Origin of the sequence: Spirosoma profusum (assembly GCF_014699005.1) — a bacterium.
Lineage (GTDB): Bacteria > Bacteroidota > Bacteroidia > Cytophagales > Spirosomataceae > Spirosoma > Spirosoma profusum.
On sequence record NZ_JACWZY010000025.1, the window covers coordinates 84,286 to 96,627 of the forward strand.

A 12,342-nucleotide genomic window follows, 5' to 3' on the forward strand; every position below is an offset into this window, starting at 1 on the left:
GCAGCGGGTTCGAGAAACGTAATGTACATGCGTAGCAACGTTTATCTTTTCTGGTTACTTTTTCTTTCGTTATCTGCTCGGGCGCAAAGCCCATTTGTGCCGCTCAACGCTGATTATTATCACCTGATTGATCGGCTCGAAATCCACCAGAATAAGTGGGCCGATAGCTTCCACAGCAGCGTAAAGCCTTATAATCGGCAAAGTGTGATTCAACTGGTCGATAGTTTAACGGCGCATCCTGGTCGCGGATTTTCGAATACCGATTACTTCAATTTCGATTACCTACGTAACGATAGTTGGGAGTGGGTAACACGTACTGATTCCATTGACCGCCTTGACCCATTTACCCGGCATCTGGCTATCCAGAATTCTCCCGGCGACAGCCCCCAGCCTGTTCTTAAACATTTCTACCATAAGAAGGCGGATGCTTATAGTCTTCAAACGCCTGACCTTGACTTACATGTCAACCCGGTTGTGTATGTCGGTTTTGGCGCCGAAGCGTATTTAAACCCAAATGCCACGCCATCCAGCGAGCGTAGATTCCTTTTTACCAATACCCGGGGGCTGGAGGTTCGGGGTACCATTAGCGGCAAACTCGGATTCTATACATTTTTTACGGATACTCAGGCGTCATATCCTGAATACGTGCAGCGCTATGGTGACATTTACAGCAGCCGTTTCAATGGCGCAGAAGGGGCGGCTCCCGGCGAGAGTTTCATTAAAAAATTTCGTACCAATGGTGTCGATTACCTATCAGCACGTGGCTACATTACGTTCGATGCGCTCAAAATCATAAACGTACAATTTGGGCACGACCGTAATTTCTTTGGAAACGGCTTTCGCTCGCTACTTTTATCGGATAACAGTCCACCAGCGCTGTTCATGAAATTTACGACGCGCCTGGGCAAGCGAATTCAGTATACGAACCTGTATTCTCAGTTGCAGAATACCCAAGCTCAGCCCACTGACAAGGCAGACAAGCTTATTCCGCCGAAATTTACGGCTATGCACCACCTGAGTATCAATTTGAACGATCACATGAATTTGGGGGTGTTTGAGGCAGAAGTCTTTAGTCGCGACCGGGTTGATTTGAGCTATCTAAACCCAATTATTCTGTATCGTTACGTCGAGTCGAGTCAGGGAAGCGCCGATAATGCCTTTGTCGGCATTGATTTCAAGGCCAATTTCCTGTCGCAGTTTCTGGTCTACACGCAGTTTATGCTCGATGAATTCCGACTTCGGCAACTGCTGGATGGCAAAGGAGACTGGACTAACAAATTCGCGTTCCAGCTCGGTGGTAAATACATCGATGCGTTTAACGTACCAAACCTCGATTTGCAACTAGAAATGAATCTGGCGCGGCCTTATACGTATTCGCACGAACGGTCGGCAACGGTTAGCGCCGGGCAAACCAACTACGCGCACTACAGCCAGCCGCTGGCTCATCCGCTGGGAGCCAATTTCATCGAAGGGCTGGGCATAGTACGTTATCAGCAGAAAAAACTCTCGGCAAACGGCATTTTCGGTCTCATGATGTACGGCGCTGACACCGCTCCAGATCGCAACTACGGTGGTAATATTCTGCAAGATTACAATAGCCGTATTCGGAATGAAGGCAACTTTATTGGTCAGGGACGTAAAACTATTGTAACGACGGCTGATTTGCGGGCGTCGTACATGCTCCGGCACAACATATTCCTGGAAGGCCGTTATCTGTATCGATTCCAGAGCAGCCAGAACATTCAGGATAACTACACCGACCACGTACTGAGTTTCGCGCTACGTTGGAATTTACCCTACCGGAACCTGGTCTTTTAAGAGTAGGATTAAGGTTGTAAAGTTCGGTATTGGCACAACTTTATAACTTTACAGCCCAATAACTTTAGAACTCCATTAATGCTTGATATCATACGTAACGAATTGACTGAGGCCCAGTCGGTTCTGGATAATTTTCTACGTAACGAAGATCATCTGCGGGCCATTGAACAGGCCGCTACGTTGATGGCCGATGCGCTCAAAGAAGGCAAAAAAATTATTTCCTGTGGTAATGGTGGTTCCCACTGCGACGCCATGCATTTTGCCGAAGAGCTTTCCGGTCGTTACCGCGACAATCGCCGTTCGCTGGCTGCAATCGCCATTTCAGACGTTAGTCATTTGTCGTGTGTAGGCAACGATTATGGATATGAATTTGTGTTTTCGCGATTCATCGAAGGTTTGGGTAACGAAGGCGACGTATTGCTGGGTTTAAGCACGAGTGGTAACTCAGCTAACGTAATACGTGCCGTTGAGGCTGCTCGCGAAAAGGGCATGAAAGTTGTTTTGCTGACGGGTAAAGATGGCGGTAAACTGGCTGATAAAGCCGACGTAGAGATTCGGGTGCCGCACTTTGGTTACGCAGACCGTATTCAGGAAATTCACATTAAGGTGATTCACCTGTTTATCCTGCTGATTGAGAAGCAGGTTATCTGATTTTACCCCCATCCGGTGGATAAAATCAGAACTGCTTCAGGTAAGACAGCTTACCAATAACGTGTTGTTCCTGCTGGCGGTCAATGGCTCGTAAACTGCCGGGATACGAACCGTTGTTGTAAACAACGTAAAGAAACGAGAGCGGCTGAAACTCCCACGAAAGCCGAATGTTCCATACGTTCCTGTCGGTATACGTGTTACGTTGGAAAAAAGTAATGAGTTGTAAGCGGGGATTGACAGCCATGCGGCTTTCTACACTGTACAAAGCGATATTTCCCGTATAACCACCTACGTTCCGAAAACCATTGGTTTCGCCTGTGAGGGTAAATGAGGCATGGGGTAGAGGAGCCAGTATGAGCGAACCCCTACCATAATTCAAATAACCGTCGTAGTAGGGGCCAGTTTCCAGGTTTGTCTGAAAAGAGACTTTTTTCGACGGATCGGTACTGAACATGGCAACGTAGCGTGTATAGTTATACTTGCCAGAAGCAATCTTTAACCCGAGCGGGCGATAATCTTCGTCGTCCAGACGTTGGAAATAAATATTGGAAAATAGGCCAAGATAACCGCCGTTTTGAAACGCCAGCCAGATTGGGTTGAAACTGTATTGCGCTTCCTGCAAATAACCGGTTGAAGCTTTGTGATAAAATTCAGCGAAAGCGCCCGGCTCGAAATTACGTATCCATTTGGGCAACCAACCTGCCCGGTAAACCAAATACGCTCCCGGCGTAGTGGCCACTACGTCGCTACGTGACACAAAGCCCATTTCGGCATTAAATTGCCTGGTTACTAAAGAGTTCGTAAGCCACGCCACCAACTGATTGCTTTTGTACAGGAATTTGCTGTAACCCGCTAGACCTTGTTCCAGACCACCTGAGTTAAGTGAGCCGATCAGCATGGCGTTATAGGAAGTAGCCTGATTCAGCCGGAAAAACCCATCGATAGCAAACGTACCATTTCGATAGCCAGCGCTGGTGGCCGTCTGGTGTACATTTTTCATCGTAAACAAAGCCCCAATCCGGTTCTGTTTGCCAACATTTTCTACGTAGCGCCCCACAATAAAATCCGTAGTGGGGCTGTCGGAAAGCTCCCGTTGCCGGATGACCATACCGCCGTAATTCCGGTTTAGCGACCGATAAACGAACCGAGCCCCGGCATCAATGGGCACAGGAGCGCTGGTACCGTCGGGCAACGTTGCCAGACCGATGGTTCGGCTAAAAAACGGCTGAATAACCATGCTACCACCTTCTCCCGTCCCAAGATTACCGGACAGACCAGCACTGAATAAACTGGCATTTTCCAGAAAAAAAGCGCGTCGTTCGGGAAAAAGTACGGAAAGCCGCGTCAGATTATTGACCTGTCGGTCAACGTCAGCCTGTGCAAAATCGGTGTTGAACGTAAGGTCTAGAACGGTATTGGGGTTGATAGCCCATTTTAGGTCACCCCCAAATTTTAGTTTCGTGCTTGGCGTTCTGGTGGATTCTGAACCACTGTAACGGTCATCGCTGAGCAATACGTAGGGCTGAATCCGAATATTTGGCGAGGGTGGGGGAGGTTTTAAACCAGAAATCTGCCCGGCATATTCAACGCGGCTCGCTGTAAAGGCCCTGGGAAAAGGCGACCAGGCCGACAGCTCATTGGAGTAGCGACGATTCCGAAAAAAATTGATGCCCCATACCTGACTCGAATCAGCGGTACGGGCGTAACGTAGCGTTTGCCACGGAATCTGCATTTCTGCTACCCAACCCGAATCAGTGCGGCTGGTACGTACTTTCCAAAGGCCATCCCAATCTTCGTCGTACAGCAAATCATCGAACGAAAGCAGATCACGTTGCGTGCTGTATGGGTTTGTGGCGAACGTCATTCCGTTTCGACGGTCGTTAAATCCATCGATAACTACGCCAAACTGATCGTGTGCTCTAAAATTAAAATCCCGTTTGAAATTAGGAGAACGTAGCGACCGCCGTCCAAGCGAATCGTGGTTAATGGCCGCTACGTAGAGAAAATTTCGGTTATATAGTACCCGGACTTGGGTGCCGAACGTAGCAGGTCGACCCTGCTGTGGATCGACTTGCGTAAACCCGCTAATGGGAATTGCCTGCTGCCAGTCGACCTCGTCTAAACGACCATCTATTTTAAGTTTCGTAGACGTAGCGTAAGCCTGAACCTGCTTACGTATCGTTGGAGGAGCGAAAATAACAGCCTGTGCACCTGTCTGTTGATTTTTTAGCGGCAAATTGGACGTATCACGCCGAATTACGACGCTATCAGACTGGGCCGAATTAGGGACAGCCGGGTTCGTTTGAGCCAGTAAATAAAGTGGAAAGCAGACGAATAACCAGCCGAAACGAATACTATGGGGCAACATGGATGGTGGATTTAACCGCCAAAATAGCTATTCAACCCGGCTTTGAAGCCGAATTTTTGTTAAACGGCCCGAAAAGACGTTTACTGGTAAGCCGTCGGGAACGTAACGTAATGATTAATAATCTCCGCCAGCACCTCCGCCCCCGAAACTACCGCCCCCAAATCCGCTGAAGCCGCCCCCACTGTCTCCTCCGCCACTACTCCAGCCTCCTCCGCTCGAATTACCCCAGCCTGAGAAGGTCGATGTTGGAAAGAAAATCGGCCCCCAACCTCCGCCACGATTGCGGTTGTTGCGGCCACCACCACCACGATTTCGTCGGGAAATGATAAAGATGATAATGATGAAGATAATCAGGAAAATAACGAATGCACCAATGCCCTCTTCGCTACCTCCCGTATCGGGTTCACTCTGGTATTCGCCACGGGCGCGTTGAATGATTTCGGTAGTAGCTTCGTCTAAGCCCTGATAGTATTTTTCCTGTTTAAACGCAGGGGCCAACGTATTGCTGATGATACGTTTAGCGATGGCATCAGGAATAGCGCCTTCCAGACCGTAGCCAGGCGCAATGTAGATTTTTCGGGTATTTGGCGCCCAAACCAGCACCAGTCCGTTGTTTTTGCCCTGCTGCCCAACACCCCACTTTCGACCAAGTTGAAAAGCGAAATCGCCAATCGGATAAGGTTCGATTGTTTTAACGATAGCAATAACAATCTGGGTAGATGTCGAATCATTGTAGGTGCGTAATTTCCGTTCCAGTTGCGTTTGTTCGCTCTGGCTCAGCATACCCACATAATCGTTGACCAGTCTAGGCGGATTTGGTTTTTGGGGAATAACATCGTCCGCCGTTTCCTGCGCCTGTAAAGACAGTGGGATCACCGCCAGAAACAGGAATAAACCAATACGTAGTAAGTTGATTAACTGAGGTATTTTCACGGCTTTATCGTTCAAACGAAATGTCGTCAGACAGTTCATTGGTATCATCGCTGGCGTACGGAAAATAATGCTTTAATTGTTCTCCGGCCCGCTCGATGCCCTGACTTAGTCCTTCTGCGTAATCACCAGCAGCAAAATGACGACGTAGCAATTCTTTCGTGCTTTCCCAGAAATCAGCGGGTACTTTCGCATCGATCCCCTTATCGCCGACGACGGCAAATTTTCGGTCTACATGTGCCAGATAAAACAGAACACCGTTCTGATCTTTAGTCTGATGCATACCGAGTTGGGCGAATACGTCAATAGCCCGCTGCACCGGGTCTGGATTGACACAGTGTGGTTCAACATGCACCCGGATTTCGCCCGACGTTGCTTTTTCGGCCTGCCGGATAGCATTGATGATACGTTGCTGTGCGTCGGAGGAGAAGGGATTTTCCATCGGTAAGTTGTAAGGTTATAGAGTTATATGGTTATTGAGTTGTAGAGTGCTTCTTCAGCGAGAACTCTACAACTCAATAACCATTAACCTTACAACTTAAAATTGTACTGTTGGCGCACTTTGCGCGGCCTGTGATGCCTCAAAGAAGCCTTTGACCGGGAAGCCAAAAATGCCGGCGAAAATGTTGTTCGGAAATGATCGTACCGATTGGTTATACACTTTCACGGCTCCGTTGAAATCATTCCGGGACACTGAAATTCGGTTTTCAGTACCTTCCAACTGCGCCTGTAGTTCCGAGAAATTCTGCGTGGCTTTGAGTTGTGGGTAACTCTCGGCAACAGCCAGTAGTTTCGAGAGTGAACCACTTAGCTGATCCTGAGCGGCCTGAAATTTCTGGATATTTTCGGGTGTCAACTGGTCGGCGTTCAGGTTGATGCTAGTGGCATTGGCCCGCGCCTGAATCACAGCGGTTAACGTGCTTTTCTCAAAATTAGCGGCTCCTTGTACTGTACGTACCAGATTCGGAATTAGGTCTGACCGGCGTTGGTATTGGGTTTGTACTTGTGCCCATTTTTCCTGAACGTTGGTATCGTTCTGAACCAGACCATTATAGGAACTACAACCGTACATGCCCAGGATAAGGGCGATAACGACTACGATAATTAACGATTTTGACATGATTTGTGAATGCAAAAGGTTATTACTGGATTCAAAGTTGACAAAACTCGATAATTTGCTATCATAAAACTACGCTAGCGGCTTTTTTCTCATTTTTGCTACAGCTTTGCTTTGATGACTGGCAATTATTGATACTTCTTGGAATGAATCGCGCTCATGTAATACTATTTAATCGGCGTTTGTGTTTAAGCCAAACCACTACGTTTGATTGCTTCAGGCTGACACAGACAGGCCAACTACAACTATGAATCTAGATTTAACCGGAAAAACGGCTATCGTGTGTGGAAGCACGCAGGGAATCGGTCGGGCGTCGGCTGTTGAGCTGGCTTTGTTGGGCGCGAACGTAGTGCTGATGGCACGTAACGAGCAAAGTCTTCAGCAAACGCTTATTGAACTCGATACGTTGAAAGGCCAGCAACATTGTTACGTTGTTGCTGATTTTGGTCAGGCGGGCGCTGTTGCTGAAGCGATTACACAACATTTACAGAAATTTCCCGCCGTGCATATTCTGGTAAACAATACCGGCGGCCCGGCTGGCGGCCCTTTGTTCGACGCAAAACCGGAAGAATTTGTTCAGGCGTTTCACAATCACCTGCTCAATAACCAGATTTTGGTACAAGCCGTTGTTCCATCTATGAGAAAAGCGGGTTACGGACGTATCGTCAATGTTATTTCGACTTCCATCAAACAGCCTATTGCTGGATTGGGCGTATCGAATACCATTCGCGGTGCAGTGGCTCAGTGGGCCAAGACACTCTCATTAGAGATTGCGCATTGGGGAATCACGGTCAACAACGTATTGCCTGGCTACACACAAACGGCTCGTTTAGATGCAGTTCTGTCTATGCGTGCCAAATCGGCGGGCAGGTCAGAAGAGGAGATGGCGCAACAAATGGAACGTGAAATTCCGATTGGTCGATTTGCTACGTCTGAAGAAGTGGCTGCTGCTGTGGCATTTTTGTGTACACCTGCTGCCGCTTCCGTCAACGGCATCAACTTGCCCGTGGATGGTGGGAAAACGGGAAGTTTGTAGGAAGTTGTAGGGTTGTAACTTAAACCAGATTGTTCTTAAACGCATATGCCACCATGCCGGCGGTGTTTTTGGTGCCGGTTTTTTCGAGGATGCGGAGCCGGTGGCCTTCGACGGTGCGGGGACTCAGGAAGATTTTTTCGCTGATTTCAACCGTAGATAAACCTTCGCAAATGAGCGTCAAAACTTCTTTCTCGCGTTCTGAGAGCAAAATTTTGCTATTATAGAAGCTACCGGCGGGTTTTGCTACGTTCGGTTTATTCGTCATTTTTCGAAGCATAGCCTTCGAGACGAATTCATTCAGATAAACGCCTTCGTCCATTACTTTTCGAATCGCCTTTTCGACTTCGCCCGCTTCGGCATCTTTCAGTAAATAACCGCTCACGCCTTTCTCCAGCAAATGCAGTACCATGCGATCTTCATCGTGCATGGTTAACACTACAATTTTAATCAGGGGATAATTGTCGCGAAGATGGTCGGCGGTGGTAGTGCCGTCCATGACAGGCATTTGCAGATCGAGCAGTACTACGTCGGGTGTTTTCCGGGCGATTCGGTCGAGTAGCTCCTGACCATTGCCAGCTTCCAGAACCAGTTCAAAATCAGGGATTTGGCCGAGAATAGTAGCCATCCCTAAGCGGAACAGATTATGGTCATCGCACAGAGCCAGTTTGATTTTTCGCATGGAGATGATAGGATTAGGCTTCATGGCTTGCCAGAACAGTCAGATAAAGAACAAATTAACGTAATAATTCAACAGGCTGGGCATCAAACTGCTTAACCTGTATGTGGATTCGTGATCCACGACCCGGCACTACGTCGAACGTAGCGTGACCATCCACAACACTCAGGCGACTTTCGATATTACGTAGCCCCAAACCTCTCTGCCGATTTTCCATGATAGCGTCGAAATCGAAGCCTATACCATCATCAATAACCGACATGCGAATCTCACTTCCGAGATTGAACAGTTGAATAATGATGTGCCGGGCGCGGGCGTGCCGAATGGCATTGTTGAGCAATTCCTGGGCAATCCGGTACAGCATTAAATCGAGTGCGGGCGTGAGTTGCGGCAAAAATTCAGGACAATCCAGTTGAACCTCTGTATCGGTATCCGTAGCTTTTTCGGCCAATTCTTCAAGGGCGGGCAGCAGACCGAATCGCTCCAACGTAGTAGGAACCAGATTTCGACTGATTCGGCGAACGTTGGTCATGGTTTCGTCGATCATGGAGCGCGTTTTCTGGAATTCGTATCCAACCTTCACTTCTCCACCCACCTGCCGCTCCAACTGGTTCAGCGTCATTTTCGTTACCGACAGCATCGTGCCAATACCATCATGAAGATCTTCGGCGAGCCGTCGTCGCTCTTCTTCCTGTCCCCGGAGGGTGGCTTCCATCAAATCACGCCGGTGCTTGGCTTGTAATTCCGTAAAAGCCAGTTGCTGTTTGGTCTGTTTTTGCTGGTAATAGGCCACGAATACGATGATGAACACGGCCATCATCAGTAACACGGCCGTTCCAACGGCAATTATAAAACCAGTATCAACCGACATTAATGTAGTTTACAAATCAGTATGTATAGTAAAATTGTCAAATCATGCACTGAATGTCAACGATTTACTCTACGATTGAGCAAACGGTCAAAAAGAGTAACATAACGCTATAAATTGGACGTAATACAGGGGTGTTTAACGGCATTTAGTTGGTCAGGCGAATAGATACGGATTAGGTCAGATTTTCTTTATCGTACTTACTTAACCAGAGTCCATATGCAGATAATACACAAAAAGCGATGAATAATAGCTGGCTACTATTCCAGTATTTATCAAACGTTTCGGCAGGAACTAGTTTAATATCTTTATACCAGTATCCGTTGAAAAGCATAATAAAAAATGTTCCTGCTGTATAAAACAATAAGCCGGAAATAAACCAGAACATGGTATGAAGTAAAATATTTTTTATACTGATATCAGTTAGGATTTTGTTGAAGTAAGAAAGGCAGATAAATATGGCAAATAAACGGAACGCGGAAGGCCCTATCGGTGAAATAGAATCACTCTGATAAGTAAACAGACTTGCCGTTAAGCAGACAGTTGCTAAAATTACTGTTATACGTTTCCAGGCCACGTTGTCAGTTGATAACCAGCTAATTGCTAGTAATATCAAAATATAAGATATAGACTCAATATTTTCCAGGTATAAGTTATTTTTATCAAAAAGAGAATAAGAAATAGATATCGTTTCTTTAATAGCAAAAAACAGGAAAAATATAATAATCAATTTTGCTAAAGAAGAAAGATATTTATAGCGAATAAAACCAGAAAATATTGGTAAGCTACTACAAAAATATGTGATAAAATCTAATGGATATTTCTCGCATAATAGTAATAGCCGGTCAAACATTAGTTAGATACGTAAGGAACATAGTAGACGTTCTGTAGTATAACAAAGAATTTAGTGCTATTTATTCGGCGCAATGTTGTGGACAGGGCATCCCTTCTGCCAGTACCATTGTTTCGTTACCATTAGCATCATCTTTCAGGCCACCCGAAGCAGCATTGGCCGGTAGGTCTCTACCTCTCGAATCGACTCCCGTAATTAAAATGCGGGGCTTGAGTTTCCCTTCTGTTGGCGGTACTTCGCGGCCGTTTTCATCTTCCCAGCGACTGGCGTAATGGATACGTAATCCAACGCAGCCCTTCTGATTCAGTAGCTGTTTTATATTGTCGAGACCAAAAAATTCTGAGCGGGTTAATTCATCATGTCTCTGTCCGCTTGCTAGTTTGGCGTTGTAATACGTGTCTTTCAGGGCCTGCGCCTTCCGTACACTGATAAATTCGCCAGCACCTTCATTAAAAACCGGGTTCTTTAGGTTCATGATTGTTAAAATGATAGGTATTAATAAACGTAGTAGTGTCCAATAGAAGCAGAAAGCACCACTAACCTACGACAACTACAGAATTGACGCAAACTTGAGAGAAAACAAGGGATTGTACTAATTAATTAATAATCAGAATATTATATCGAATAATATACTTTTCAATACGTAGTTTTACGTAGTAAATTACGGACTTTTGCCCGTATAATTCCGGCCTGTAAAAACGGGGATTTTGCTCTTTTTCCGAAGCTTATCGACGTTGTACCTTTGTTACGTCGCCAATGGTCAATCCTGTTGAATCACCAGTGGCAAGAACATTTCTCATAGGTTAGGTTAAGAAAATGCTGATAACGTAATGATTATCAGCATTTTGAATTTCTGTGCCTCTCTAAATATTTACTTTTGAAGCTTTCCTTACGCCTTTATTCGTCAGCATCTTTCCTATCTCATTTGCCATGTAAATAGACGCTTCAATTTCTGCTTTGCGAATGGCGACGCTTTCAATATTGAAACCGAAGGGGATAGATCGTTCTGTGCAGTATGTGGTCAGCGCCGAGGCAATGTCGAGGCAGATATTTACTGATTTTTCAAGAATATCATCCGATTTTTTCAGCTCCTCTTTCAACTCATCCGGTACGTGGATGCCCAACCACTCCATAAAATGGAGGGTTTTTGCCGATCCGCAGGCGGTAATGGTGAAAATGATTGTCGGCGGTTTTATACGCTGCTTATTACAACTGATAGCCAGATCTTCTATAATCTGCTTTGCATAATCAAGATTGAAAATGCATTGTGAAATAAAGTAAGATACCCCGCAACTCATCTTATCCAGCATCCTGACATCCTCATCCTTTAATACGTTATGCCGTTCAGGAATGGTTACAGCACCGATAACGGATGTACTCTGGTGCTTACTCCAGATTTTATAAGCTTCCGAAAGACTGGTTTTTACTGGAAAATCGGGTGTCGGTATGCCGACAAAGACGGGATAGAAATTTTGTTTGTGTAGTTCTTCCAGCCAATCGGATAATTCCTGGCTGGAAAATTTGCCAGCAGGGCGATAGATTATTTTCGGAATGTTTAAAGAACCCAGATAGTTGGAGGCAAAATCAAGCGGATCCAACGCCGTTAAAAACGGAAAAGGCCGTTCATCTTTTGTGCGAGCCGACTCATCCTGTACATCGTAGACCACAAGTGCATCAATATCCAGGGAAGCCAGTCGTTCCATTGTTTTTTGAGCAATCTCGGCAACTCGTTCTGTGGGGGTGCCGGCTTTGGGTGGCGTGATGCCGTAAAGCAACACACCTGATTCTGCAGATTTGATTTTTTCTAGAAACATATTGGTACTTAAACTGTACGCTGTCAAATCAAAATAGATGGATAAGACGATGAAAGATCAATTATCAATAAATCCAGCAGCAAATATGACGACAGTATTTCGTAGCAGCTATATTTTTCAGAAATTGAAAAGCACAGGCAGCCCTTTCTTTACTTTTCAAAGGTGTGCCTGAATGGTCCCGTTTGTTCACTTACAACTGATAATATACGTA

Annotated in this window: 12 protein-coding genes; 3 read left to right on the forward strand and 9 right to left on the reverse strand. The window is 46.1% G+C overall.

The annotated features are described in order from the left end of the window. Positions 1-27: 27 nt before the first annotated feature. Together IC229_RS24655 and lpcA are read left to right on the forward strand one after the other, a co-directional pair. Complete coding sequence (locus tag IC229_RS24655) at positions 28-1,818, forward strand: hypothetical protein (protein ID WP_190889925.1); 1,791 nt, start codon at positions 28-30, stop codon at positions 1,816-1,818. Between the two features lie 78 nt (positions 1,819-1,896). Continuing rightward, positions 1,897-2,469 carry a D-sedoheptulose 7-phosphate isomerase gene (lpcA, locus tag IC229_RS24660; RefSeq protein WP_190889927.1) on the forward strand — a complete coding sequence of 191 codons (573 nt, stop codon included), beginning with the start codon at positions 1,897-1,899 and terminating at the stop codon, positions 2,467-2,469. Between the two features lie 25 nt (positions 2,470-2,494). On the opposite strand, the gene IC229_RS24665 is transcribed toward lpcA, so the two are convergent. The 4 genes from IC229_RS24665 to IC229_RS24680 form a co-directional block, all read right to left on the reverse strand. After that, positions 2,495-4,837, reverse strand: a complete 2,343-nt coding sequence (locus IC229_RS24665) for a carbohydrate binding family 9 domain-containing protein (protein WP_190889928.1) — start codon at positions 4,835-4,837, stop codon at positions 2,495-2,497. A gap of 114 nt (positions 4,838-4,951) precedes the next feature. Beyond that, positions 4,952-5,785 carry a TPM domain-containing protein gene (locus IC229_RS24670; RefSeq protein WP_394355984.1) on the reverse strand — a complete coding sequence of 278 codons (834 nt, stop codon included), beginning with the start codon at positions 5,783-5,785 and terminating at the stop codon, positions 4,952-4,954. Further along, the gene (locus IC229_RS24675) at positions 5,775-6,209 is read right to left on the reverse strand and encodes a TPM domain-containing protein (RefSeq protein WP_190889932.1); all 435 of its coding nucleotides are present in this window, start codon (positions 6,207-6,209) and stop codon (positions 5,775-5,777) included. Before IC229_RS24675 ends, IC229_RS24670 begins: the two co-directional genes overlap by 11 nt. Positions 6,210-6,305: 96 nt before the next feature. Continuing rightward, the gene (locus tag IC229_RS24680; RefSeq protein ID WP_190889934.1) at positions 6,306-6,887 is read right to left on the reverse strand and encodes a LemA family protein; all 582 of its coding nucleotides are present in this window, start codon (positions 6,885-6,887) and stop codon (positions 6,306-6,308) included. Between the two features lie 244 nt (positions 6,888-7,131). Here IC229_RS24680 and IC229_RS24685 point away from each other — a divergent pair, with 244 nt between their 5' ends. Next, a complete protein-coding gene (locus tag IC229_RS24685) occupies positions 7,132-7,920 on the forward strand; it encodes an SDR family oxidoreductase (RefSeq protein ID WP_190889935.1) in 789 nt (262 codons plus the stop codon). A gap of 19 nt (positions 7,921-7,939) precedes the next feature. Here the strand turns inward: IC229_RS24685 and IC229_RS24690 are convergent, their stop codons facing one another. From IC229_RS24690 to IC229_RS24710, 5 genes are all read right to left on the reverse strand, one after another. After that, positions 7,940-8,599 (reverse strand): response regulator transcription factor, encoded by a 660-nt coding sequence (locus IC229_RS24690; protein ID WP_190889937.1) that lies wholly within the window; start codon positions 8,597-8,599, stop codon positions 7,940-7,942. 55 nt (positions 8,600-8,654) lie between these two features. Further along, positions 8,655-9,467 carry a sensor histidine kinase gene (locus IC229_RS24695; RefSeq protein WP_190889939.1) on the reverse strand — a complete coding sequence of 271 codons (813 nt, stop codon included), beginning with the start codon at positions 9,465-9,467 and terminating at the stop codon, positions 8,655-8,657. 172 nt (positions 9,468-9,639) lie between these two features. Beyond that, positions 9,640-10,317 (reverse strand): hypothetical protein, encoded by a 678-nt coding sequence (locus tag IC229_RS24700; protein WP_190889941.1) that lies wholly within the window; start codon positions 10,315-10,317, stop codon positions 9,640-9,642. Positions 10,318-10,378: 61 nt separating this feature from the next. Then, complete coding sequence (locus IC229_RS24705; protein ID WP_190889943.1) at positions 10,379-10,792, reverse strand: hypothetical protein; 414 nt, start codon at positions 10,790-10,792, stop codon at positions 10,379-10,381. 388 nt (positions 10,793-11,180) lie between these two features. Then, complete coding sequence (locus IC229_RS24710) at positions 11,181-12,131, reverse strand: methylenetetrahydrofolate reductase (protein ID WP_190889944.1); 951 nt, start codon at positions 12,129-12,131, stop codon at positions 11,181-11,183. Between the last annotated feature and the right edge of the window lie 211 nt (positions 12,132-12,342).

What these genes read in the sequence shown, in the direction of transcription:
- IC229_RS24680 (WP_190889934.1), bottom strand. Translation starts at nt 6,887, where the DNA reads ATGTCAAAATCGTTAATTATCGTAGTCGTTATCGCCCTTATCCTGGGC.
- IC229_RS24700 (WP_190889941.1), bottom strand. Translation starts at nt 10,317, where the DNA reads ATGTTTGACCGGCTATTACTATTATGCGAGAAATATCCATTAGATTTT.
- IC229_RS24705 (WP_190889943.1), bottom strand. Translation starts at nt 10,792, where the DNA reads ATGAACCTAAAGAACCCGGTTTTTAATGAAGGTGCTGGCGAATTTATC.
- IC229_RS24685 (WP_190889935.1), top strand. Translation starts at nt 7,132, where the DNA reads ATGAATCTAGATTTAACCGGAAAAACGGCTATCGTGTGTGGAAGCACG.
- IC229_RS24710 (WP_190889944.1), bottom strand. Translation starts at nt 12,131, where the DNA reads ATGTTTCTAGAAAAAATCAAATCTGCAGAATCAGGTGTGTTGCTTTAC.
- IC229_RS24690 (WP_190889937.1), bottom strand. Translation starts at nt 8,599, where the DNA reads ATGCGAAAAATCAAACTGGCTCTGTGCGATGACCATAATCTGTTCCGC.
- IC229_RS24675 (WP_190889932.1), bottom strand. Translation starts at nt 6,209, where the DNA reads ATGGAAAATCCCTTCTCCTCCGACGCACAGCAACGTATCATCAATGCT.
- IC229_RS24665 (WP_190889928.1), bottom strand. Translation starts at nt 4,837, where the DNA reads ATGTTGCCCCATAGTATTCGTTTCGGCTGGTTATTCGTCTGCTTTCCA.
- lpcA (WP_190889927.1), top strand. Translation starts at nt 1,897, where the DNA reads ATGCTTGATATCATACGTAACGAATTGACTGAGGCCCAGTCGGTTCTG.
- IC229_RS24655 (WP_190889925.1), top strand. Translation starts at nt 28, where the DNA reads ATGCGTAGCAACGTTTATCTTTTCTGGTTACTTTTTCTTTCGTTATCT.
- IC229_RS24695 (WP_190889939.1), bottom strand. Translation starts at nt 9,467, where the DNA reads ATGTCGGTTGATACTGGTTTTATAATTGCCGTTGGAACGGCCGTGTTA.